The sequence below is a fragment of the Rathayibacter sp. YIM 133350 genome (genome assembly GCF_037404875.1).
Lineage (GTDB): Bacteria > Actinomycetota > Actinomycetes > Actinomycetales > Microbacteriaceae > Orlajensenia.
In genome coordinates this window covers 47,937-70,653 of the sequence record NZ_JBBELO010000018.1, presented here as the reverse complement: position 1 = coordinate 70,653, position 22,717 = coordinate 47,937, and the positions used below count along the sequence as shown (strand labels likewise).

Here is a 22,717-nt window from a genome sequence, read left to right as displayed (position 1 = left end):
TCGGCTGGTGACGCCGGGAAGCGGATCCCGCGGTCGACAAACCAGTCACGAATCCGCATGGGCATGTCGCCTGGGACGCTGCAGCTTCGGTTATCGAAACGACCAGAGCTGCAGCAGTCCCGTGCGCTGACACGCCAAGTTGAAATCTCGCTGGGGATCGGCGCAGTCACTTGTAGTTGATGGTGGAGCGACGCGAAGACCAAGAAGAACCCAACAGAGCCCAAAAAGCTGGACCCCGCAACGGAATGATCCCGTTCAACTGCGGTTTTGGTGGATCTGAGGGGACTCGAACCCCTGACCCCCTGCATGCCATGCAGGTGCGCTACCAGCTGCGCCACAGACCCAGACGCTGTTTCCGACCCGCGGAAGCAACTTGTTCAGATTACTACACCCGCCGCATCCGAAGAAATCGAGACGGCAGCCCGGGTGCGTCGGCCGCTCAGCCCCGCGCTTCGTGGGCGGGAAGGTCGACCGGGATGACCGGGCAGTCCTTCCACAGCCGCTCGAGGGCGTAGTACATGCGCTCCTCCTCGTGGAAGACGTGCACCACGAGGTCGCCGAAGTCCAGAAGAATCCAACGGCCCTCGGAGCGGCCCTCGCGCCGCAGCGTCTTGGCACCGGCCTCGGCCAGGCGGTCCTCGATCGCCTCGGCGATGGCGACGACATTGCGCTCGCTGCGGCCCGTCACCAGCAGGAAGGCGTCGACCAGCGGAAGCGGTCCCGAGACATCCAGAGCGACGAGATCTTCACCGGCCTTCGAATCGGCCGCGGCGGCGGCGAGGTTCAACAGCTCGATGGCGTGCTCGGATGCGGTCATACAGGAAATCCTTGGAACGGTGAAGAACGGAATGACATCAGAAGATGCCGGACATGAAGCCCGCGGTGACGAGCCCGACGACACCGACGAGCAGCACGCCGCCGGAGACCGCCATGGTGAAGGGAACCGTCCAGCGGCTCTGCTTCTTCGGAGGCGTGAGCACGTCGCGGGTGGAGGAATGGGTACTGACCGCACGGCTGGCCCGGATGGGCTGCGCCCCGGTCGCCGGCTGGTCGTCGTCGGCATCGAACATCCGGTCGATGTCGGAGGAGTCGATGCGGTTCGGGTGCGCCCCGGTGCTGCCGAGACTGCGCGGAAGGTCGAAGGAGCCGGTGATGAGCACTTCGCCGGTGTTCAACGCGACCGGACCCTCGGTGGCCTGCGGAATCGAGGGCAGGATCAACGCGTTCGTCGTGGTCGGAACTCCGCCGGATGCGACGCCGCGCCCGATCAGCTGGTCGAAGGACTGCGGCGCATCAGGCGTCTCCTCCTCGACGGGCACGGACCAGTGACCCACGCGAGGAGCAGCGGAGGCCGCCGGCGCGGGCGCGGCGTCGGTGATGGCCGACGTCGGCTCGGTCGGAGGCAGCTCGGTGACGGGCAGCGGCGCGACTCTCGGCGCCGATGCGACCGCCTCACGCGCGGGGCCTTCCTGCGTACGCGGATTGACGCTCGGCGCCGCGACGGCCCAGACAGGGCGGGTGTCGGTGTCGTCGGCGACGGGAGGGGTCCAAGTGACACGGCGGCCGGTGTCCGTCGTGGTCGGCTCGACCTCGGCGGCGGGCGCCTGCGTGAGCACGACGGGCTCGGTGGCAGACTCGACGCCGGCCTGCACACTCCCACCCTGCTGGGCGGCGAGCATGGCGCGCAACTGCCGGCGGGTCAGAGTGTGAGTTGGGACGGATTCGGACGCCTCGGCGTCGTCAGGGGTATCGGTCTCACCGCTGACCCGTGACGCATCGGACGGCGTGGTCAGTGACGGCGTGGTGAAGGCCGGAACGTCGGAAGCGGGGCGGGGTGCCTCAGGTGTGGAGACGGCGAGGCGAGAAGTCGGAGGCGCGTAACCGCCGGCGGTGTAGCCGGCGTACGCGGGCACCGTGGGGCGCGTTGCTGCGGCGGCTTCGGTTCGCTCCCCCTCGGCGCTCTTGGGAGCGTCTGGAGCAGTGGGGAACGCCGTGACGAGATGCGGCGCCTCTCCCCCGGGAGTCGCCTCGTTGGTCACGGCTCGCCGGGAATTCGGGGTCGGCGACGGAGCGTCCTCGCGTGAACGCTCCATTTCACGCGCCTGCCTGCGCGTCTGAGGCACTTGACCCGTCGTCATGCCGCACTACTCCGATACAGATGGTGCTTCGAGATGTACTGGACCACCCCATCGGGCACCAGATACCAGACCGGATAACCCCGGCTCACACGCTCCCGACAATCGGTCGAAGAGATCGCAAGTGCCGGAACCTCCAACAAGCTTACGTCCGCCTGTGGCAATCCAGAAATGGAGAGATCGTGTCCCGGACGACTCACAGCAACGAAATGCGCCAATTCCCAGAGCTCGTGCACGTTCTTCCACGTGAGGATCTGCGCGATCGCGTCCGCTCCGGTGATGAAGAAGAGCTCCGCATCGGGCCACTGGGCGCGCATGTCGCGCAGGGTGTCGATGGTGTACGTCGGCCCGCTCCGGTCGATGTCGACGCGGCTCACGGTGAAGCGAGGGTTGGATGCGGTGGCGACCACCGTCATCAGGTAGCGGTGCTCGGCCAGGCTCACCGCGGCCTTCTGCCACGGCTGCCCCGTCGGCACGAACACTACCTCGTCGAGGTCGTAACCCTGTGCGACCTCGCTCGCCGCGACGAGGTGCCCGTGGTGGATCGGATCGAAGGTTCCACCCATGATGCCGATGCGCGGGCGCCGTGCGGATTCCGCCATGACCGGGATGCTCGTCGCCGGCTCGCTCAGTGCCCGCCGTGCCCGCCGTGTTCGGCCGAACCCGAATGCGCGGCGGCATAGGCGTCGGCCTTCGCGCTGTGACGGTTGGCCACATCGCGGTAGCTGAAGGTGATGAACCCGAGAACGGCGAAGACGCCCAGGGCGACCAAGCCGAAGACGAACGTCGGAACGGCGGGCTCAGTGCCCTCAGCGAGCACGGTGGTCAGCAACGACATGTACATCTCCATTCACGGCGTGTTCAGCCAGACTTCCCGCCCAGCTTATCGCCTACGCGCGCACCTGCCCGGAACCGCGCACCACCCATTTGGTGCTCGTCAGCTCCGGCAGGCCCATCGGGCCGCGGGCGTGCAGCTTCTGGGTCGAGATGCCGACCTCGGCACCGAAGCCGAATTCACCGCCGTCGCTGAAGCGGGTGGAGGCGTTCACCATGACGGTCGCCGAGTCGACCTCGTTGAGGAAGCGCTCCGCGTTCGCCAGGTCGTTCGTGATGATCGATTCCGTGTGCCGCGTCGAATAGCGCCGGATGTGCTGGATGGCCTCGTCGAGCGACGGCACGACGCCGACGGTCACGTCGAGGCTCATGTACTCGGTGCCCCAGTCCTCGGCGGTCGCCGCCACTGCCCGGGGCCAGATCGCCCGTGTGGCCTCGTCGCCGTGCACCGTGACACCGGCCTCCGCGAGCCGATCGAGCACTGCAGGCAGCAGCCGCTCGGCGGCACCCTCGTGCACGAGCACCGTCTCCACGGTGTTGCAGACGCTCGGACGCTGGGTCTTCGCGTTGTGCACGATGTCGACCGCCCACGATGGGGTCGCACTCTCGTCGAGGAAGATGTGCACGACGCCCGCACCCGTCTCGATGACGGGAACCGTGGACTGCGTGACGACGGTGTTGATGAGGTCGGCACTGCCGCGCGGAATCAGCACGTCGACGTAGCCGCGGGCCTGCATGAGTGCCGTCGCCCCGTCGCGCCCGAAATCATCGATCGTCTGCACGGCCTCGCCCGGAAGTCCTGCGGATGCGAGGGCGCCCTGGATGAGGCTCACGAGCGCTCCGTTGCTGTTCTCGGCGGCGGATCCACCGCGCAGCACGGCGGCATTACCGCTCTTCAGCGCGAGGGCGGCGATGTCGACGGTCACGTTGGGACGCGCCTCGTAGATGGCGCCCACCACGCCGAAGGGCACACGCACCTCGCTGATGCGCACGCCGTTGGGCAGCGTGCTTCCGCGGACGACTTCGCCGACGGGATCGGTCAGCACGATGATCTGCTCCACCGCGTCGGCGAGGGCGCCGACGCGGCCTTCATCGAGCCGCAGCCGGTCCAGAAGGCCGGCGGACAGGCCGTTGCCCTCGCCGTTCTCGAGGTCGCGTGCGTTCGCCGCGATGATCTCACCTGCCGCGGAGCGCAGGGCGTTCGCGATCGCGGAGAGAGCGGCGTTCTTCTGCTGCGTCGTCGCGGTCGCCAGGCGCAGCGCGGCAGAACGTGCGGCGTCGAGGCGCTCGCTGAAACCCGGCAGGGACGCATCCGTTTCAGGCATGCTGTCAGCCTAGGCCAGCCACCGGCTCCGTTTCGGCGTGTGCCGGCTCGAACCACGTGCCGATCGCCGTCCCCGTGAGGGCGTCGTTCACGAGGCCCGTCGAGGTCACCAGAACGGCAGTGCCGGCCTGTGCGGCCAGCCGTGCCGCCGAGACCTTCGTGGAGGCGCCGCCGGTTCCGACACCGGCCGCTCCCACGGAACCGAACTCGAGGCCGTCGAGAGGGTCACCGAAGGCGACGGAGTCGATGCGTTCGGCGCCCGGAAGGTGCGGCGGCTTCGTGTACAGCGCATCCACGTCGCTGAGCAGCACGAGCAGGTCGGCTCCGATCAGGTGGGCGACGAGCGCCGCCAGCCTGTCGTTGTCGCCGAAGCGGATCTCGTGCGTGGCCACCGTGTCGTTCTCGTTGACGATGGGAAGGATGCGCAGGTCGAGCAGGCGCTCCATCGCGCGCTGCGCGTTCGAGCGGGGGGTGTCGTTCTCGAGGTCACCGGCCGTCAGCAGCACCTGGCCGGCGACGATGCCATAGCGACGCAGGCTGTCCTGGTAGCGGAAGATGAGCAGGTTCTGGCCGACGGATGCGGCCGCCTGTTGGGTGGCCAGGTCGTTCGGCCGGGCGTCGAGCTTGAGATAGGGCATGCCGGTCGCGATCGCACCCGATGAGACGAGCACGACCTCGATGCCACGACCGTATGCTGCGGCGAGGGCGTCGACGAGCGGCGTGATCTGGCCGGCGTTCTCACCGCTGATCGACGAGGACCCGACCTTCACGACGACCCGTTTCGCCGCCGGGATCGCTGCGCGCTCGCTGATTCTCACCGCTCGTCGTTCTCCCCGTCGCCGTTGGCGTCCTCCGCGCTGTCCGGACCGCGCCACACGCCCGCCTGGCGCTCGCGCTCGAGTTCGGCGCGCGCCTCGGCCTTCGCATCCATGCGCTCGAAGTAGTTCTCACGACGTTCGTTGCGCGTGGCGCGGCGATTCTCGTCCAGGCGCGCGTCCGTTCCGCGCGGAGCGGTGATGAGCTCGGCGGTCGAGGTGAGCGTGGGCTCCCAGTCGAAGACGATGCCCTCCCCCGGGCCGATGACGACGGTCGAGCCCGCCACGGCTCCGGCCTTGAAGAGCCGATCCTCCACGCCGAGCTTGGCAAGGCGATCGGCGAGGAAGCCGACGGCCTCGTCGTTCGTGAAGTCGGTCTGGGCGACCCAGCGCTCGGGCTTGGTTCCGAGGATGCGGTAGATGGACCCGTAGCTGCCACCCTCGACCCGGATCGTGAAGTCCTGCTCGTCGACCGCGTTCGGACGCAGCACGATGCGCGGCTTGGGCGGCTCGGCAGCGGCCTCGACGCGACCGGCTTCGACGAGTTCGGCGAGGGCGAAGCTCAACGGACGCAGGCCCTCATGGCTCGCCGTCGAGATCTCGAAGACGCGGTAGCCGCGGGCCTCGAGGTCGGGGCGCACGAAGTCGGCGAGTTCCCGGGCCTCGGGGATGTCGATCTTGTTCAGGGCGATCAGCTGCGGCCGCTCGAGGAGGGGCTTCTGCCCCTCGGGTACCGGGTAGGCGGCCAGTTCGCCCAGGATGATGTCGAGGTCGCTCAGCGGATCGCGTCCGGGATCGAGCGTGCCGCAGTCGAGCACGTGCAGCAGGGCGGTGCAACGCTCCACGTGGCGCAGGAACTCCAGGCCCAGGCCCTTGCCCTCGCTCGCGCCCTCGATGAGGCCGGGCACGTCGGCGACGGTGTAGCGCACGTCGCCGGCCTGCACGACGCCGAGGTTGGGGTGCAGGGTCGTGAACGGGTAGTCGGCGATCTTGGGCCGCGCCGCCGAGAGGGCGGCGATCAGGCTCGACTTCCCCGCAGACGGGAAGCCGACGAGGGCAACGTCGGCGACGGTCTTGAGCTCGAGGACGACGTCGCCCTCCCAGCCCGGGGTGCCCAGCAGCGCGAAGCCCGGCGCCTTGCGCTTGGTCGTCGCGAGGGCGGCGTTGCCCAGTCCGCCCTGGCCTCCAGGCGCCACGACGAAGCGCATGCCCGGCTCGCTCATGTCGATGAGCTCTTCGCCGTCGCCACCCTTCACCACGGTTCCGACGGGGATCGAGAGCTCGAGTTCCTCGCCGTTGGCGCCGGCACGGTGGTCTCCCATGCCGGGTCCGCCGTTGTCACTGGAGCGGTGGGGAGCCCGGTGGTAGCCGAGGAGGGTCGTCACCTGGGGATCGGCGACGAGCACGATGTCGCCGCCGTGTCCGCCGTTGCCTCCGTCAGGGCCGGCGAGCGGCTTGAACTTCTCGCGGCGTACGGAGACGCATCCGTTGCCGCCATGGCCGGCACGCAAGTGCAGCGTGACGTTGTCGACGAAGCTGGCCACTGGGTTCTCCTGAAGCTGGGTCTAGCGATAAACACGCGAGGGCGGGCCGAAGCCCGCCCTCGCGTTCACAGATGTGGGATGCCTACTCGGCGACCGCCACGATGTTGACGACCTTGCGGCCGCCCTTGGTGCCGAACTCGACCGAGCCCGGCTGCAGGGCGAAGAGGGTGTCGTCGCCGCCACGGCCGACGCCCGCGCCGGGGTGGAAGTGGGTGCCGCGCTGGCGGACGATGATCTCGCCCGCGCTGACGACCTGGCCGCCGAAGCGCTTCACGCCGAGGCGCTGCGCGTTCGAGTCACGACCGTTGCGAGTGGAGCTTGCTCCCTTTTTGTGTGCCATCTCGTGTGTCTCCTGGGCCTTACTTGATTCCGGTGACCTTGACGCGCGTGAGCTCCTGACGGTGCCCCTGGCGCTTCTTGTAGCCGGTCTTGTTCTTGAACTTCTGGATGACGATCTTCGGACCGCGCAGGTCGCCGAGAACCTCGGCGGTCACCTTCACCTTGGCGAGCGACTCGGCGTCGCTCGTGATGGTGTCTCCGTCGACAAGCAGCACGGGGGCGAGCTCGACAGTGCCGTTCTTGTCAGCCTTGATGCGGTCCATCGTCACGATGGTTCCGACCTCGACCTTTTCCTGGCGGCCACCGGCGCGCACAACTGCGTAAACCACTTTACGTACCTATTCTCTGGGGAGCTCAGAACGAGCCCCGATTCCTATCACGGGAAATACACCCTGGTTCGACCAACGACGGGCCCACCAGAAAACCGTGGTGACGGTGCGGACAGAATCCAGCACACACCAAAGGTCGAGTCTAGCTGATCGGGATACGCCGGTCAAACGGAGCCGACTCCGCGCCTTGGTTCACACCAACCTTACAATTCCAGCATGACCGTGCTGATCGACACGCCCATGTGGCCCAATCACGGCACCCTCTGGGCGCATCTCGTCAGCGACGAGTCCCTCGAAGAGCTGCACGCATTCGCGGGCGTCAACGGCATCCCCCCGCGCAGCTTCGACCTCGACCACTACGACGTGCCGCGTGAGCGACACGCTGCACTGGTCGAGGCCGGTGCGGTGCACGTGAGCAACCGCGAACTCGTGACGCGCCTGCGCGGCAGCGGCCTGCGCGTCACGGCTCGCGAGCGGCGAGACCTCTAGGGCCGCCTACTCGCCCTTGGTCGTGATGATCGGCTCGACGGGCGTTGTCGAGAGGCCCGCCGTGGTCACCCGACGACTGCGCGTGCGGCCCTGACCGGGCTCCTTCGGAGCAGGCAACGCCTCGAGCACCGAATCGAGCAGGTGCTCGGCATCGACGCGATCGACCGGTGCGCTCTGGCGGGCCACCTTCTCGACGGGGATGTCGAGGATGGCCACGGGCTCGGCGACGGATGCCGGCGCGTCCGGCTCCTCCGCCGAAGCCACCGGCGCCGGCTGGGGCGTCTTCTCGGGCGCGGTCTCCGGCGTGCCGTCCTGCGTCTCCTCGCCGATCGCGCCATCGAGGTCGACGCGTCCGGAGTGCCGTCCACGACGGCCGCGACGCGACTTGCGCTCCGCGGTGCCGCGTTGGCTGCTGTCGTCTGCGGACGCCGCGGCCGCGGCCTCGGCCTCGGCGCCGGCGGCCTGCGCCTCCTTCTCGGCGTGCAGCGTCGAGGCGGCGATCAGCGCGAGGGCGTGCTTCGCGTCCTCGGTGATGCCGTGGGTGCCATTGGCGCCGTTGGAAGCCTTGGCGGCATCCGTCGACGAGTTGCTCGGCGCCGAACCGGCGGGACCCCGACGGCGGCCGGGCTGCTGCTGTTGCTGCTGCTGGGGCGGACGGTGCTTGGAGACGGGGTCGTGGTGCACGAGCACACCACGCCCGGCGCAGGTCTCGCACGGCTCGCTGAAGGTCTCGAGCAGGCCGAGGCCGAGCTTCTTGCGTGTCATCTGCACGAGTCCGAGCGAGGTGACCTCGGCCACCTGGTGCTTGGTGCGGTCTCGCGAGAGGCACTCGATGAGCCGGCGCAGCACGAGGTCGCGGTTGGACTCGAGCACCATGTCGATGAAGTCGACCACGATGATGCCGCCGATGTCGCGCAGGCGCAGCTGGCGCACGATCTCCTCGGCCGCCTCGAGGTTGTTCTTGGTGACGGTCTCCTCGAGGTTGCCGCCCGAACCGACGAACTTCCCGGTGTTGACGTCGACCACGGTCATGGCCTCGGTGCGGTCGATCACGAGGGAACCACCGGAGGGCAGCCACACCTTGCGGTCGAGCGCCTTCTCGATCTGCTCCGAGATGCGGAACTCGTCGAAGGCGTCGCGGTCGCCGGTGTAGGGCTCCACGCGCTCGAGCAGGTCGGGGGCGACGGCGCGCAGGTAGCTCTCGATGGTCTCGCGGGCGTCCTCCCCTGCGATCACCATGCGCTGGAAGTCCTCGTTGAAGACGTCGCGCACGATCTTGATCAGCAGGTCGGGCTCCGAGTGCAGCAGGGCCGGGGCCGGCTGGTTCTCGAGCTGCTTCGCGATGGCGGACCACTGCGAGATGAGGCGGTTCACGTCGACGGTGAGCTGCTCCTCGGTCGCACCCTCGGCCGCGGTGCGCACGATGACGCCCTGGTTGTCGGGGAGCACCTCTTTGAGGATCTTCTTCAGGCGCGCACGCTCGGTGTCGGGCAGCTTGCGGCTGATGCCGTTCATGGTGCCGTTCGGCACGTAGACCAGGTAGCGGCCCGGGAGCGAGATCTGGCTCGTCAGTCGGGCGCCCTTGTGGCCGACGGGATCCTTCGTCACCTGCACGAGCACCTTGTCGCCCGGCTTGAGCGCGAGCTCGATGCGTCGCGGCTGGTTCTTCTCGCCGTTCTCCGCCGCGGCATCCCAGTCGACCTCGCCCGAGTAGAGCACGGCGTTGCGACCGCGGCCGATGTCGACGAAGGCCGCCTCCATGCTGGGCAGCACGTTCTGCACGCGGCCCAGGTAGACGTTGCCGATGAGGGATGCGTCCTGGTTGCGGGCCACGTAGTGCTCCACGAGCACGCCGTCTTCGAGCACGCCGATCTGGATGCGACCGCTCTTGGAGCGCACCACCATCGTGCGGTCGACGGATTCGCGGCGGGCCAGGAACTCGGCCTCTGTGATCACAGTGCGCCGGCGGCCGGCGTCACGGCCGTCGCGACGGCGCTGCTTCTTGGCCTCGAGTCGCGTGGAGCCCTTGATGCGCTGGGGCTCGGTGATCAGCGGCGCCTCACGCGGTTGGCGCACCTTGACGACGGTGTTGGCTGGGTCGCCCGAAGGGCCCCTGTCCTCGTCGCCGCTTCGGCGGCGCGCCCGCCGACGCACGGTGGACTCATCGCCTTCCGGACGGTCGGGCCGTTCGCGGTCCTCGCGCTCGGGCAGCGGAAGGATCTCGGGCGCGTGGAAGATGAGCGACGTCGTGCTCAGCACCGGCGGGATCGGGGATGCCAGAGCCGCGTTCTCGACCGCCGGCTCCTCCGCCTCAGCGGGCGCGGCCTCCGCGGGCGCAGCCTCAGCGGGCGCGGCCTCAGCGGGCGCAGCCTCTGCAGGTGCGTTCGGCTCGCCAGCATCCGCGACGCGCGGTACGTCGACCGGATCCACGTGGACCGCAGCGGATTCGGTGGCCGCCGCGATCGGCGGCGTCGGCGCGCTTTGCTCGCGAGGCGTTACCGGGGCGTGGGCGGGGCGAACCGCCTTGCGCGCGCCGAAGATCCGACCCCGTCGACGGCCCGAATCGCCCGTCGTCGCGTTGTTCTCGTTGTTCTCCACCATTTCTGGGGCACTCCTCGACCGGTGCGACTGGCCGCGCCACCCGCGCCGGATACTCTCTGTGCGAAATCCCGCCGGGCGGAACCTCGCAAATCCTCTGTCTACTGCAGTCGGCCCCTTGGCTCTGACTGCCACTTCTGTGCGGTCCTGTGACCGAATCGGGTGCTGGGCACCCTTCAAGCCTTCGTTGGCGTCCGAGGGAGCGCGGCTCACCGGACATGACGATTATCGCATGTCTTCACAGATTGACGGTCCGCACGCCATGCCATAATCCGAGACATGTCCGACACCGCCCGCACAAAGCCGCCGATCCTGCTCGGTTCCCTGCTCGCGATCCTCGGGGCGATCGGCCTCTGGGCGGCGTTCGACCTGACCCTTGAGAAGTTCCACGTGCTCGAGCATCCGGGTTCGAAGGCCTCGTGCGACTTCAGTGTCGTGGTGCAGTGCGGGGCGAACCTGGCGTCGTGGCAGGGCTCCCTCTTCGGCTTTCCGAACCCCGTGATCGGCGTGATCTGCTGGTCGGTCGTGATCACGATCGGTGTCGCGCTTCTCGCCAGAGCCGCCTTCGCGACGTGGTTCTGGATCGGGTTCAACGTCGGAGTGCTCGGCGCGCTCGTCTTCGTGATCTGGCTCATGGGCCAGTCCATCTTCGTGCTGGGCACGCTCTGCCCGTGGTGCATGGTCACCTGGGCGGTCGTCATCCCGCTGTTCTGGATCGTGACGCTGAACAACCTGCGCACCGGCGTCTTCCCGGTCGGTCAGCGGGTGCGTTCGTTCGCCGACGCCGCCTACACGTGGATTCCGCTCATCACGCTCGTCTGCTACCTGGTCGTCGCGATCATCGCCCAGGCCCGCCTCGACGTGCTGCGCTATATCTTCTAGAGCGCGAGCGCGCGCGGGCAGGCCTGGCCGAGATCGACCGGCTCAGGCGAACCAGAGGGCGAGCTCGCGCTCTGCGGACTCCGGCGAGTCGGAGCCGTGAACGAGGTTCTGCTGCACCTTCAGGCCCCAGTCGCGAGCGAAGTCTCCGCGGATGGTGCCCGGTGCGGCCACCGTGGGGTCGGTCGCCCCTGCGAGCGAGCGGAAGCCCTCGATGACGCGGTTGCCGGCCACGCGGAGCGCGACGATCGGGCCGGACTCCATGAACTCGAGCAGCGGCTCGAAGAACGGCTTGCCCTCGTGCTCCGCGTAGTGGGCGGAGAGCAGGTCGCGGTCGGGCTCCACCATGCGGATGTCGACGAGCGAGTACCCCTTGGCCTCGATGCGCCGAAGGATCTCGCCGGTCAGGTTGCGTGCGACGCCATCCGGCTTCACGAGGACGAGGGTCTGTTCGATGGGCGTGCTCATGCGTTCTCCTTGTTCCAGTTGGTCATGTTCCAGGTATCGATCTTTCGGCCGCGGATCATCGCGAAGGCCCACATGCCGGCGAAGAGGGCGCCGACGAAGAACATCGCGACATTGAACAGGCCGCCGAGCACGATGAGTGCCTGCACGACCCATCCGACAACATAGGCGAAGCGGAAGCGCAGCAGCCCGAGCGTAACGATGATGAGCACGCACAAGACCCCGCCGGCCACGAGTGAGCCGACGGGCCCGAGGGTGATGACGCCACCGGTCGGCAGTCCGAAGTTCACGAGTGCCGCGAGGAAGACGACGATGAGCTCGAACCCGAGCACGATCGAGGCCAGGCTGCGACGCACCGAGCGGGGAGCGCTGCGCGGGGCGGATGCGACGCTCATGCCTGCATCCACCGCCCCTCCTCCGCGAGGCTCATCGCCTCGCCGACCAGCGTGATGGAGCCGGTCACGAGCACGGCGCGCTTGGGTGCCGCCGACGCCCACTCCCGCGCCTCCGTCAGCGCGGACTCGACCCAGCCGAAGCTCGTCACGTCGGCGTCGGGAGAGATCTCACGGATGCGGTCCGCGAGCACGTCGGCCGCGATCGCCCGCTCCGAACCGGACTGCGTTGCCAGGAAACGCGTGGCCAGCGGCGCCAGGGCGGCGATGATGCCGTCGGCGTCCTTGTCGCTGAGCACGCCGAGCACGATCGCGATCTCGTCGAAGTCGAACGCGCTCGTCACCGCGCTCACGAGCGCCTGCGCCCCGTGCGGGTTGTGCGCGGCGTCGACGAGCACGCTCGGCTCGATGCCGATGAGGTGCAGACGGCCGGGAGAGATGACCGTGGCCAGGCCCTCGGTGAGCAGCTCCTCGGTGAGCGGCTGCTCGCCGCCCCCGAGGAAGGCCTCGACGGCGGCGATCGCCACGGCGGCGTTCTGCGCCTGGTGGGCGCCGAAGAGGGGAAGGAACAGGTCGTCGTAACGCCCGGCGATGCCTTTGACTGAGATGAGCTGGCCACCGACGGCGACCCGGGCATCCGTCACCTCGAACTGGCTGCCCTCGACGGCGAGCTGGGACTCGGTGAGCTCCGCCGCCCGCGCGAGTTCGGCGGCGGCCTCGGGCACCTGATGGGCCGATACGACGCTCGCCGCCGGCTTGATGATGCCCGACTTCGTGCGCGCGATCTCGGCGATCGTGTTGCCCAGCCGACCGACGTGGTCCAGCGCGATCGGCGTGAACACGGCCACCTGCCCGTCGGCGACGTTCGTGGAGTCCCACTCGCCGCCCATGCCCACCTCGAGCACGACGACATCGACGGGGGCGTCCGCGAAGGCGGCGAAGGCCAGCACGGTGAGCGCCTCGAAGAAGGTGAGCGGCAGCTCTCCCGCGGCCTCGAGTTCGGCATCCGTCATGGCGAGGTAGGGGGCGATGTCCTCCCAGTTGCGTACGAGCGCCTCGTCACTGATCGGCTCGCCCTCGATGCGGATGCGCTCGTTGAAGCGCACCAGGTGCGGGCTCGTGAGCAGTCCCGTCTTCAGTCCGTAGGCGCGCAGGATGCTGTCGGCGATGCGGCTCGTGGTCGTCTTGCCGTTCGTGCCGGTGATGTGGATGATCGGGTACGCGCGCTGAGGGTCGCCGAGCAGCTCGACCGCCCGGCGGGTGGCGGCGAGCCGCGGCTGCGGACTCGCCTCCCCCATGCGCGTCAGGAGCTCGCGGTAGACCTCGTCGGCCGCATCGCGGAATTCGTCCTCGTCGTTCATGCCTTCTCCAGTGCGATCTTGAGGGTCGAGTCCCGCCCGACCGACAGCGCCTCGACCGGCAGTTCTCCGCCGTCGAACTCGTCGATGTCGACCGAGATCGCGAGGGTCTCCCCCGCGATGAGCTCGGCATGCGTTCGGGCCGCCGCCACGCCCGCCGTGTCCAGAGTCAGCCGCAGCCGGATGCGGTCGCTCACCTCGAGTCCTGCCGACCGGCGTGCGTCCTGCACGCCGCGGATGGCATCGCGCGCCAGTCCCTCGGCCTCGAGTTCGTCGGTGGTCGCCGTCTCGAGCAGCACGAAGCCGCCGCCGGGAAGCAGGGCAAGGGCGACGCCGGATCCGGCATCCGTCGCAGCCTCGAGCACGAGGTCGTACTCGGCGGGCTCGAGGGCGATACCACCCGCGACCACGACGCCCTCGCTCTCGCTCCAGTCGCCGCTGCGAGCGGCCTGGATGGCCTGCTGCACCGCCTTGCCGAGCCGGGGGCCCGCGGCACGGGCGTTGACCGTGAGCTTGCGCGTGATGCCGTACTCGGCGGCACTGGTCTCGGTGAGCTGCACGAGCTCGACCGACTTCACGTTGAGCTCGTCGCGCAGGATGTCGTCGAAGGCGGCGAGGCTGGACGCATCCGCCGACACCACCGTGAGCCGGGCGAGGGGCAGGCGTACGCGCAGACCGGCCTGCTTGCGCAGCGAGAGCGCCGTCGAGCTGATCGAGCGCACCTGGTCCATTGCGGCCACGAGGTCGTCGTCGGCGGGGAACTCCGCTGCGTCCGGCCAGTCGGTGAGGTGGACGCTGCGCCCGCCCGTCAGACCCTGCCAGATGCGCTCGGTCACGAGCGGCAGCAGCGGGGCCGCGAGGCGGGCGAAGGTCTCGAGCACGGTGAACAGGGTGTCGAAGGCCTCGGCGTTCTCACCGTTCTCGCCGACTCCCTGCCAGAAGCGCTCGCGCGAGCGGCGCACGTACCAATTGGTCAGCACATCGGCGAAGTCGCGCAGCTTCGCGGCGGCCAGCGTGGAGTCGAGGTTCTCGAGGTCGGTCGTGACCGCCGTCACCGTCTCGCGCGTCTTGGCCAGCAGGTAGCGGTCCAGCACGTCGGCCGAATCGGTGCGACGGCGCGCGTCGTAGCCGGAGGCGTTGGCGTAGAGCGAGAAGAAGTACCACGTGCTCCACAACGGCAGCATCACCTGGCGCACGCCCTCGCGGATCGCCTCCTCGGTCACGATGAGGTTGCCGCCGCGGAGCACCGAACTCGACATGAGGAACCAGCGCATCGCATCCGAGCCGTCGCGGTCGAAGACCTCGGAGACATCGGGATAGTTGCGCAGTGACTTCGACATCTTCGCCCCGTCGCTGCCGAGCACGATGCCGTGGCTGACGACGTTGCGGAAGGCCGGCCGGTCGAACAGCGCCGTGGAGAGCACGTGCATCACGTAGAACCAGCCGCGCGTCTGGCCGATGTACTCGACGATGAAGTCGGCCGGGCTGTGAGAGCCGAACCACTCCTCGTTCTCGAACGGGTAGTGCACCTGCGCGAACGGCATCGACCCCGAGTCGAACCAGACGTCGAAGACGTCGGGGATGCGGCGCATCGTCGACGCGCCGGTGGGATCGTCGGGGTTGGGCCGGGTGAGGTCGTCGATGTAGGGACGGTGCAGGTCGGGCTCGCCCGCCTCGTTGTGCGGCAGCCGGCCGAAGTCGCGCTCGAGCTCGGCGAGGGAGCCGTAGACGTCGATGCGCGGGTAGGCCGGGTCATCGCTCTTCCACACGGGGATCGGCGATCCCCAGTACCGATTGCGGCTGATCGACCAGTCACGGGCGTTGCCGACCCACTTGCCGAACTGACCGTCCTTGACGTTCTCGGGAACCCAGGTGATCTCCTGGTTGAGCTCCACCATGCGGTCGCGGAACTCTGGCACCCTGATGAACCAGCTCGATACCGCGCGGTAGATCAGCGGGTTGCGGCATCGCCAGCAGTGCGGGTAGGAGTGCACATAGCTCGCCTGGCGCAGCAGGCGCCCCTCGGAGCGCAGCAGCTGGGTGAGCGGCTTGTTGGCGTCCATCCAGAGCTGCCCGGCGACATCCGAGACCTGCGGCAGGAAGCGGCCGCCCTCGTCGAGGGAGACGATGACGGGAATGCCGTTGGCCTCCGAGACCTTCTGGTCCTCCTCACCGTAGGCCGGGGCGATGTGCACCATGCCGGTGCCGTCATCGGTGGTCACATAGTCGGCGACCACGATGCGCCAGGCGTTCTGCAGCCCGAAGCGTTCGACGTCGGCGTAGTAGTCGAAGAGGCGGTCGTAGCTGATGCCCTCGAGCTCGCGGCCCGCGATCGTGCGGCTGATGGCTGCCGTGGCATCCGCAGCGGAGTCGTAGCCGAGCTCCTTGGCGTAGTTCCCGACGAGCGCTGCGGCGAGGACGTAGTCGCCGCCGAGCACCTCGGTCGCATCCATGGGTCCGCCGGCGGATGCCTGGGGCTGCTTCTCGCGCAGAACCGTCGCATCCGGTGTACCGTTCGGTCCGGCGGGGACGACGGCGTACTCGATGTCGGGACCCACCGCGAGGGCGAGATTCGTGGGCAGGGTCCACGGCGTCGTCGTCCACGCGAGCGCCCGAGCGGCGGTGAGCCCGAGCGACTCTGCCTTGGGCCCGGTGAGCGGGAAGGTCACGGTGACGGTCTGGTCCTGGCGATCCTTGTAGACGTCGTCGTCCATGCGCAGCTCGTGGTTCGACAGCGGGGTCTGGTCGCGCCAGCAGTACGGGAGCACCCGGTAGCCCTCGTAGGCGAGGCCCTTCTCGTGCAGCTGCTTGAACGCCCAGATGACGCTCTCCATGAAGGTCACGTCGAGGGTCTTGTAGTCGTTCTCGAAGTCGACCCAGCGGGCCTGGCGGGTGACGTAGTCCTGCCATTCCTTCGTGTAGCGCAGCACGGCGTCGCGGGCGGCCTTGTTGAAGGCGGCGAGCCCCATCTTCTCGATCTGGCTCTTGTCGGTGATGCCGAGCTGCCGCTCGGCCTCGAGCTCGGCGGGCAGCCCGTGGGTGTCCCAGCCGAACCGGCGATGCACCTTCTTTCCGCGCATCGTCTGGAACCGCGGGAAGACATCTTTCGCGTATCCGGTCAGCAGGTGGCCGTAGTGCGGAAGTCCGTTGGCGAAAGGCGGGCCGTCGTAGAAGACCCACTCGGGCGCGCCCTCGCGATGATCGATCGACGCCTGGAAGGTGTCATCGCTCGCCCAGTAGGCGAGCACCTCGCGCTCGACCTGCGGGAAGTCGGGTGATGGAACGACGCCCGCTGCGGCGTTCTGGGAATCTTGACCCTTGGGGTACAACGCTTCACTCCTGGAGGCAATCGGCCTGTTCCACGAGGACGACGGGTTCGACGAATCCCATCGCGGTACCACCCCGCTTGCTGAACTCGGTGTCCGATGGACGAGCCGAGCGCAGCCGCTTGTTCATTGGCTGTGACGGGCCAGACCCGTTCGGTTCTACTGGGCTTTCGCCGTTCTTCCGAAGACTCCCCGGTGATGGCCGGATCGATGTCGTTGCACGCAAGTCTAGCGGCAGCGCCGTGCGCAATGGGGTCGGAAGATCACGGCGCTTAGAAGGGTGGTTCGTCGGTGTCTTTGCTGTACCCGGTGGGGGTGGTGATGGTGATGGTGCCGGCTCGGTTCCGTTCGTATCGGAACCGGGTTTCGTGTTTGACGGTGTGGCCGGGTTCGCACAAATTGGCGAGGTTGATCTCGTCGGTGGCGCCGCCGTATTGCCAGTCGTGGGAGTGATCGATGTCGCATTCCTTGGCGGGCCGGTTGCAGCCGGGCTCCGCGCAGGTGCGGTATTTCAGTCGCAGCCAGTCCCGCATCTCCCGCGTCGGCCGGTACCGAGTACGACCCAACGCCAGCTTGATCCCGGTGAACGGGTCAGTGGCGATCCGCCGGAAACTGGGTGCCTGGGCGAACAGGGCCCGGGCGGTGTCATCATCGATGATCCCGTACCCCTCCAGCGTGGCCGCATCCGCCGCGGCCAGCTGCCGGATGCCGGTGTCGCGATCGCTGATCTCGCCCTCACCCTCGTCGGTGCCGATGAGGCGCAGGGCGGGGACGGTGACGAACACCTCGGTGCGCACCTGGTAGGGGGTGCCGGCTCCGGTGAGCAGGTCACCGGCCACATCGGCACGCACCTGCTCCAACGTGCGGGACTCACCGCTCTGGTCGGCGATCCGTTTCGCGTTCGCATCGATCCGCGCTTTCGCGCGGGCGAGGACGGCGGCGCGGTCGTAGATGTGCAACCACGCCATCCCATCCGCTCCGGGCTCCAAATCGACCCGCCGATACGTTGCCGCGGTATCGAAGCGTTCCTGCCGGGTGGTGTGCTCCAGGCGTTCCCGCACCATCCGCGCCCGGGTCTTCAACTTCCCCGGGGTGAGGCGTTGCGCCGGTTCCACCATCGCCGCATCGTAGGCGTCACACAACTCCTGGGGCAGACCGCGGGCGGCGGCCATCAACGCGAGCGCGGCGGGTTGGGTGATGACCCCGGAACGGAAGCCCGCCCAGATCAGCGGGAACGAGCCGGTCAGCATTTCCGCGTCGCACATCATGCCCCGCACGGTGTTCTCGGCCATCGAGAGCCGCAACGCCAGATCCTTCGCCACACACCGTTCCAACAACTCCGAGAACATCCGGGTGGACACCTGCACGGAACCCACATAGATCTCCGGTGAGCGCCGGGCCGCCTCCAGGACGGTGGCGATCATCGCATACACCCCCGCAGAAGCCCGGGCGGCAGCGACCTCAGCGTCCCGCACCTGATCCAGGCAGTCCTCGAGATGCCCGCGCTCGGTCGGCGACCAGTCCTCATCATCGAAATCCTCAAGGGACTCGAGGTCTTCCAGGAGCGCCGCCATACCCCCAGTTTAGAACACGTGTTCGATTATGGCAAGGGTTATCCGGCGGGTCTCGCGGAATTTCTCCTCGTCTGACCGGCCGTTTCGGAACGCGCGCGCCGAAAAGCGAGGCGATTTCGGCCGCCGCGCCGCTTCGGGCACGAACTCGCGCGGCGTGGCACGTCGAATCGCCTCGCTTTTCGGAATCTCCTCGCTTTTCGGTCTGGGGAGGTGGCCCGGAAGCGACGCAGCCTCCGCAACACGCGGCACAAGATCCGGGGCGAAATCTTGGTGAGGGAATGGCGCTCCGCGCCGCGCCGTTTTGGATAGCGTGCACTCCGTGACTGCCGCAACAGAGACCGCCCTCCAGCCTTCCTCCCCCGCCATGGTGCGGCGGGTGTCGTGGGCGTCGATGGTCGGAACCAGCCTGGAATCCTTCGATTTCTACGTCTTCGCCTATTTCTCGGCCTACTTCATCGGACCGCTGTTCTTCGATCCGCTCGGTGCCGTCGGCGCCCAGCTCGCGGGGTTCTCGACCGTGGCGCTGGCGTTCATCATCCGCCCGGTCGGCGCGATCATCTTCGGCCATCTCGGCGATCGGCTCGGTCGTCGCGCCACGCTCCTCTGGACGGTCGGCCTCATGGGGATCGCCACGGGACTCATCGGCGTGCTTCCGACCTACGCCCAGGCGGGCTGGCTCGGGGCCGTGCTGCTCGTGCTGCTCCGTCTCGTCCAGGGACTCTCGCTCGGGGGCGAATGGGGCGGCTCCATCCTGCTCGCCACCGAGCACGCCAACCCCGTGAAGCGCGCCTTCTACGCCGCGATCCCGCAGCTGGGCTCCCCGGTCGGTTCGATCCTCAGCGCGGCGCTGTTCATCGTGATGACCCTCACGCTCAGCCCGGAGGACCTCGCGACATGGGGCTGGCGTATCCCGTTCCTGGTCGCGATCCCCCTGCTGCTGGTCTCGCTCTACCTGCGCTGGTCCGTCACCGAGACACCCGTCTTCAGTGAGCTCGTCGCCGAGAAGCGCCGCGACCGCATTCCGTTCGCCCGCATGTTCCGCGAGCAGCCGACCGCGATTCTCGTCGCCATCGGGGCGGCCCTGCTCGGCATCGGGTCGTACTCGCTCATGAACACCTACACGATCAACTACGGCAGCAGTGTGCTCGGATTCAGCTTCCAAGACCTGCTCGTCGCCACGACGATCGGCGGGTTGCTGCAACTGGTGACCATTCCGCTCTTCGGCGCATGGGCCAACCGGATCGGCTCGGCGCGAGTCGTCGCGTGGGGCGCACTCGGAACGCTGCTCATCGCCTTCCCGATGTACTTCCTGCTGCAGTTCGCCACCTTCCCCATCCTGGTGGGCACGATGATCGTCGGGGGCATCCTGCCCACGATGTCGTGGGCGGCTCTCGGCGGTCTCATGAACGACCTGTTCGCCGACCACTACCGTTACTCGGCGCTCTCGTTCGCCTACGCGATCGCCGCCACCGTCAGCGGGTTCATCCCCCTCGTGACGCTCGCGATCGGAACGGCGACGGGCAACGCCTGGTGGCACCCCGGCATCGTGCTGGCCGTGCTCTCGGCGCTCACGCTCGTCGCGGCGTTCGTCGCAGCCCGGATGCCGAAGGCTCCCGAGCTCGGCGAGAGCGCGGATGCCGCTCTTCGCTAAACTGTTCCGAACGCATACTCAGGCACCTCACCACTGACACGGTGCCGCACATATCGATCGGAGCACGATGACCGGGAGCATTCCGGAGAAGCCGGCCCTCGAGGGGCTGGAATCCAAGTGGGGCGAGGCCTGGGAGCGCGATGGCGTGCACCGCTTCGATCGTGAGCGCGCAACGCCCGAGAGCATCTTCTCCATCGACACCCCGCCCCCGACGGCATCCGGGTCGCTTCACATCGGACACGTCTTCAGCTACACGCACACGGATGTGGTCGCGCGCTTCCAGCGCATGCGCGGCCGCAGCGTGTTCTACCCCATGGGCTGGGACGACAACGGCCTGCCCACCGAGCGCCGCGTTCAGAACTACTACGGCGTGCGCTGCGATCCGTCGCTGCCCTACGACCCCGACTTCGCGCCGCCGTTCGAAGGCGGCGACGGCAAGAGCACGAAGGCGGCCGACCAGAAGCCCATCAGCCGGCGCAACTTCATCGAGCTGTGCGAGCGTCTGACCGCCGAAGACGAGGTGCAGTTCGAGAAGCTGTGGCGCTCCCTGGGGCTCTCCGTGGACTGGTCGCAGACCTACCGCACCATCGGACCCGAGTCGCTCTTCACCTCGCAGCTCGCCTTCCTGCGCAACGTCGAGCGCGGCGAGGCCTACCAGGCGATGGCACCCACGCTGTGGGACGTGACGTTCCGCACCGCCGTCGCTCAGGCCGAGCTCGAAGACCGCGACCAGCCGGCCGCGTACCACCGCGTGAGCTTCCACACGCCCGACGGCGGCACGATCGAGATCGAGACGACCCGGCCGGAACTGCTGCCCGCCTGCGTGGCCCTCGTCGCGCATCCCGACGACGAGCGCTACAAGCCGCTGTTCGGCACCACCGTGACGACCCCGGTGTTCGAGGTCGAGGTTCCGATTCTGGCCCACCACCTCGCCCAACAGGACAAGGGCTCCGGCATCGCCATGATCTGCACCTTCGGCGACGTGACCGACGTCATCTGGTGGCGCGACCTCGACCTGCCCAACCGGGCCATCATCGGCTTCGACGGCCGCATCGTCTCCGAGGCGCCCGACGCGATCACGACGGATGCCGGGCGTGCGGCATTCGGCGAACTCGCCGGCAAGACGGTCTTCTCGGCGAAGCAGGCCATGGTGGAACTGCTGCGCGCCTCCGGTGACCTCATCGACGAGCCCAAGAACATCACCCACCCCGTGAAGTTCTTCGAGAAGGGCGACAAGCCGCTCGAGGTCGTGTCAACACGACAGTGGTACATCCGCAACGGCGCCCGCGATGAAGGGCTGCGCGCGCGCCTCATCGAACACGGCAAGCAGCTGGCCTGGCACCCCGAGTTCATGCGCGTGCGCTACGAGAACTGGGTGGGCGGCCTCACGGGCGACTGGCTCATCTCGCGCCAGCGCTTCTTCGGCGTTCCCATCCCGGTCTGGTACCCGCTCGACGGCGACGGCAACCCGGTGTTCGACGAGCCCATCCTCGCCACGCGCGAACTGCTTCCCGTCGACCCCTCCTCCGACGCGGCGCCGGGATACGACGAGAGCCAGCGCGGGCAGGCCGGCGGGTTCGTCGGCGAGCACGACGTCATGGACACGTGGGCGACCTCCTCCCTCACCCCGCAGCTCGCGGGAAAGTGGGAACGCGATTCCGAGCTGTTCGACATCGTCTTCCCCTTCTCGTTGCGCCCGCAGGCCCAGGACATCATCCGCACCTGGCTGTTCTCGACGGTGCTGCGCTCCGAGCTCGAGTCCGGCGCCCTGCCGTGGCGGGATGCCGCCATCTCGGGCTTCATCGTGGACCCCGACCGCAAGAAGATGTCCAAGTCGAAGGGCAACGTCGTCACGCCCTCCGACATCCTCGAGCAGCACGGCTCGGATGCGGTGCGCTACTGGGCAGCATCCTCTCGGCTCGGCACCGATGCGGCCTTCGACCCGCAGAACCCGACGCAGATCAAGATCGGCCGCCGGCTCGCCATCAAGATCCTCAACGCCGCCAAGTTCATCCACGGCATCGGCGCACCGGCCGATCTCGCCGGCGCCAACGTGAGCAACCCGCTGGACGCGAGCATGCTCGCGACGCTGTCAGAGGTCGTGCACCAGGCCACGATGGCGCTCGACGGCTACGACCACGCCCGGGCGCTGGAAGTCACCGAGACCTTCTTCTGGACCTTCTGCGACGACTACCTCGAACTCGTGAAGGAGCGCGCCTACGGCGGCGACGAGCACGACCGGGCATCGGCCATCGCCGCCCTGCACCTCGCACTGTCGACGCTGCTTCGACTGTTCGCTCCCTTCGTGCCGTTCGCCACCGAAGAGGCCTGGTCCTGGTCGCACGACGGGTCCGTTCACCTGGCCGGTTGGCCCAACGAGACCGAGCTCATCGGTCAGGAGGAGGACACGGCGACAGCGGTGCTCGATCTCGCGAGCCGGGCGCTGACCGCCATCCGACGCGCCAAGACCGATGCGAAGGTTTCGCAGCGTACCGGCGTTATTTCTGCTGTAATAACGGGAACGAAGGAACAGGTGGGCCTGCTGAAGCTGGCCGCCTCTGATCTCAAGGCCGTTGGGCGCATCGCCGAACTCTCGTTCCGCGAGGGCGATGAACTCGGGGTGACGGACATCGTGCTCGAGACGGTGCCGGAGAGTTAGGAGAAC

General features: G+C 68.1%; 19 protein-coding genes and 1 tRNA gene. 4 read left to right on the top strand and 16 right to left on the bottom strand.

The genetic code is table 11. The features are described 5' to 3' along the window. Positions 1-268: 268 nt before the first annotated feature. The 10 genes from WDJ51_RS04835 to rplU form a co-directional block, all read right to left on the bottom strand. Positions 269-344, bottom strand: a tRNA-Ala gene (locus tag WDJ51_RS04835). A 95-nt stretch (positions 345-439) separates the two neighbouring features. Beyond that, on the bottom strand, positions 440-817 hold the full coding sequence (gene rsfS / locus WDJ51_RS04830) for a ribosome silencing factor (protein ID WP_337851300.1): 378 nt from the start codon (positions 815-817) through the stop codon (positions 440-442). Between the two features lie 37 nt (positions 818-854). After that, entirely contained in the window at positions 855-2,093 is a 1,239-nt protein-coding gene (locus WDJ51_RS04825; protein WP_337851299.1) for a hypothetical protein, read from the bottom strand. 41 nt (positions 2,094-2,134) lie between these two features. Next, positions 2,135-2,737, bottom strand: a complete 603-nt coding sequence (gene nadD, locus WDJ51_RS04820; RefSeq protein ID WP_337851298.1) for a nicotinate-nucleotide adenylyltransferase — start codon at positions 2,735-2,737, stop codon at positions 2,135-2,137. Positions 2,738-2,763: 26 nt separating this feature from the next. Continuing rightward, entirely contained in the window at positions 2,764-2,973 is a 210-nt protein-coding gene (locus WDJ51_RS04815) for a hypothetical protein (protein WP_337851297.1), read from the bottom strand. A gap of 52 nt (positions 2,974-3,025) precedes the next feature. Continuing rightward, entirely contained in the window at positions 3,026-4,294 is a 1,269-nt protein-coding gene (locus WDJ51_RS04810; protein WP_337851296.1) for a glutamate-5-semialdehyde dehydrogenase, read from the bottom strand. A gap of 4 nt (positions 4,295-4,298) precedes the next feature. Next, positions 4,299-5,111 carry a glutamate 5-kinase gene (proB, locus tag WDJ51_RS04805; protein WP_337851295.1) on the bottom strand — a complete coding sequence of 271 codons (813 nt, stop codon included), beginning with the start codon at positions 5,109-5,111 and terminating at the stop codon, positions 4,299-4,301. Further along, positions 5,108-6,652, bottom strand: a complete 1,545-nt coding sequence (obgE, locus tag WDJ51_RS04800) for a GTPase ObgE (RefSeq protein ID WP_337851294.1) — start codon at positions 6,650-6,652, stop codon at positions 5,108-5,110. The genes proB and obgE overlap by 4 nt, the downstream gene beginning before the upstream one ends. 82 nt (positions 6,653-6,734) lie before the next feature. Beyond that, the gene (rpmA, locus tag WDJ51_RS04795; RefSeq protein ID WP_337851293.1) at positions 6,735-6,992 is read right to left on the bottom strand and encodes a 50S ribosomal protein L27; all 258 of its coding nucleotides are present in this window, start codon (positions 6,990-6,992) and stop codon (positions 6,735-6,737) included. Positions 6,993-7,011: 19 nt separating this feature from the next. After that, positions 7,012-7,320: a 50S ribosomal protein L21 gene (gene rplU, locus WDJ51_RS04790; RefSeq protein ID WP_337851292.1), complete on the bottom strand. Its 309-nt coding sequence runs from the start codon at positions 7,318-7,320 to the stop codon at positions 7,012-7,014. Positions 7,321-7,536: 216 nt separating this feature from the next. On the opposite strand from rplU, the gene WDJ51_RS04785 reads away from it, so the two are divergent. Then, the gene (locus tag WDJ51_RS04785; protein ID WP_337851291.1) at positions 7,537-7,809 is read left to right on the top strand and encodes a DUF4031 domain-containing protein; all 273 of its coding nucleotides are present in this window, start codon (positions 7,537-7,539) and stop codon (positions 7,807-7,809) included. A 6-nt stretch (positions 7,810-7,815) separates the two neighbouring features. On the opposite strand, the gene WDJ51_RS04780 is transcribed toward WDJ51_RS04785, so the two are convergent. Next, positions 7,816-10,410 carry an Rne/Rng family ribonuclease gene (locus tag WDJ51_RS04780; RefSeq protein ID WP_337851290.1) on the bottom strand — a complete coding sequence of 865 codons (2,595 nt, stop codon included), beginning with the start codon at positions 10,408-10,410 and terminating at the stop codon, positions 7,816-7,818. A 276-nt stretch (positions 10,411-10,686) separates the two neighbouring features. Between WDJ51_RS04780 and WDJ51_RS04775 the strand changes: the two genes are divergently transcribed. Beyond that, positions 10,687-11,289, top strand: coding sequence for a vitamin K epoxide reductase family protein (locus WDJ51_RS04775; RefSeq protein ID WP_337851289.1), 603 nt, complete (start codon positions 10,687-10,689; stop codon positions 11,287-11,289). Between the two features lie 42 nt (positions 11,290-11,331). Here the strand turns inward: WDJ51_RS04775 and ndk are convergent, their stop codons facing one another. From ndk to WDJ51_RS04750, 5 genes are all read right to left on the bottom strand, one after another. After that, a complete protein-coding gene (ndk, locus tag WDJ51_RS04770) occupies positions 11,332-11,754 on the bottom strand; it encodes a nucleoside-diphosphate kinase (RefSeq protein ID WP_337851288.1) in 423 nt (140 codons plus the stop codon). Further along, the gene (locus WDJ51_RS04765) at positions 11,751-12,146 is read right to left on the bottom strand and encodes a DUF4233 domain-containing protein (RefSeq protein ID WP_337851287.1); all 396 of its coding nucleotides are present in this window, start codon (positions 12,144-12,146) and stop codon (positions 11,751-11,753) included. The genes ndk and WDJ51_RS04765 overlap by 4 nt, the downstream gene beginning before the upstream one ends. After that, positions 12,143-13,504, bottom strand: a complete 1,362-nt coding sequence (locus WDJ51_RS04760; protein ID WP_337851286.1) for a bifunctional folylpolyglutamate synthase/dihydrofolate synthase — start codon at positions 13,502-13,504, stop codon at positions 12,143-12,145. Before WDJ51_RS04760 ends, WDJ51_RS04765 begins: the two co-directional genes overlap by 4 nt. Continuing rightward, positions 13,501-16,830 carry an isoleucine--tRNA ligase gene (gene ileS / locus WDJ51_RS04755; protein ID WP_337851285.1) on the bottom strand — a complete coding sequence of 1,110 codons (3,330 nt, stop codon included), beginning with the start codon at positions 16,828-16,830 and terminating at the stop codon, positions 13,501-13,503. Before ileS ends, WDJ51_RS04760 begins: the two co-directional genes overlap by 4 nt. Before the next feature lie 269 nt (positions 16,831-17,099). Beyond that, positions 17,100-18,401, bottom strand: a complete 1,302-nt coding sequence (locus WDJ51_RS04750; protein WP_337851284.1) for an HNH endonuclease signature motif containing protein — start codon at positions 18,399-18,401, stop codon at positions 17,100-17,102. A gap of 319 nt (positions 18,402-18,720) precedes the next feature. On the opposite strand from WDJ51_RS04750, the gene WDJ51_RS04745 reads away from it, so the two are divergent. Together WDJ51_RS04745 and valS are read left to right on the top strand one after the other, a co-directional pair. Next, a complete protein-coding gene (locus WDJ51_RS04745) occupies positions 18,721-20,052 on the top strand; it encodes an MFS transporter (RefSeq protein WP_337851283.1) in 1,332 nt (443 codons plus the stop codon). A 67-nt stretch (positions 20,053-20,119) separates the two neighbouring features. Beyond that, positions 20,120-22,711, top strand: coding sequence for a valine--tRNA ligase (gene valS / locus WDJ51_RS04740; protein WP_337851282.1), 2,592 nt, complete (start codon positions 20,120-20,122; stop codon positions 22,709-22,711). Positions 22,712-22,717: the final 6 nt, after the last annotated feature.

What these genes read in the sequence shown, in the direction of transcription:
- WDJ51_RS04760 (WP_337851286.1), bottom strand. Translation starts at nt 13,504, where the DNA reads ATGAACGACGAGGACGAATTCCGCGATGCGGCCGACGAGGTCTACCGC.
- WDJ51_RS04825 (WP_337851299.1), bottom strand. Translation starts at nt 2,093, where the DNA reads ATGGAGCGTTCACGCGAGGACGCTCCGTCGCCGACCCCGAATTCCCGG.
- WDJ51_RS04750 (WP_337851284.1), bottom strand. Translation starts at nt 18,401, where the DNA reads ATGGCGGCGCTCCTGGAAGACCTCGAGTCCCTTGAGGATTTCGATGAT.
- nadD (WP_337851298.1), bottom strand. Translation starts at nt 2,737, where the DNA reads ATGGCGGAATCCGCACGGCGCCCGCGCATCGGCATCATGGGTGGAACC.
- WDJ51_RS04775 (WP_337851289.1), top strand. Translation starts at nt 10,687, where the DNA reads ATGTCCGACACCGCCCGCACAAAGCCGCCGATCCTGCTCGGTTCCCTG.
- valS (WP_337851282.1), top strand. Translation starts at nt 20,120, where the DNA reads ATGACCGGGAGCATTCCGGAGAAGCCGGCCCTCGAGGGGCTGGAATCC.
- WDJ51_RS04815 (WP_337851297.1), bottom strand. Translation starts at nt 2,973, where the DNA reads ATGTCGTTGCTGACCACCGTGCTCGCTGAGGGCACTGAGCCCGCCGTT.
- WDJ51_RS04765 (WP_337851287.1), bottom strand. Translation starts at nt 12,146, where the DNA reads ATGAGCGTCGCATCCGCCCCGCGCAGCGCTCCCCGCTCGGTGCGTCGC.
- ndk (WP_337851288.1), bottom strand. Translation starts at nt 11,754, where the DNA reads ATGAGCACGCCCATCGAACAGACCCTCGTCCTCGTGAAGCCGGATGGC.
- rsfS (WP_337851300.1), bottom strand. Translation starts at nt 817, where the DNA reads ATGACCGCATCCGAGCACGCCATCGAGCTGTTGAACCTCGCCGCCGCC.
- WDJ51_RS04785 (WP_337851291.1), top strand. Translation starts at nt 7,537, where the DNA reads ATGACCGTGCTGATCGACACGCCCATGTGGCCCAATCACGGCACCCTC.
- rpmA (WP_337851293.1), bottom strand. Translation starts at nt 6,992, where the DNA reads ATGGCACACAAAAAGGGAGCAAGCTCCACTCGCAACGGTCGTGACTCG.
- WDJ51_RS04810 (WP_337851296.1), bottom strand. Translation starts at nt 4,294, where the DNA reads ATGCCTGAAACGGATGCGTCCCTGCCGGGTTTCAGCGAGCGCCTCGAC.
- WDJ51_RS04780 (WP_337851290.1), bottom strand. Translation starts at nt 10,410, where the DNA reads ATGGTGGAGAACAACGAGAACAACGCGACGACGGGCGATTCGGGCCGT.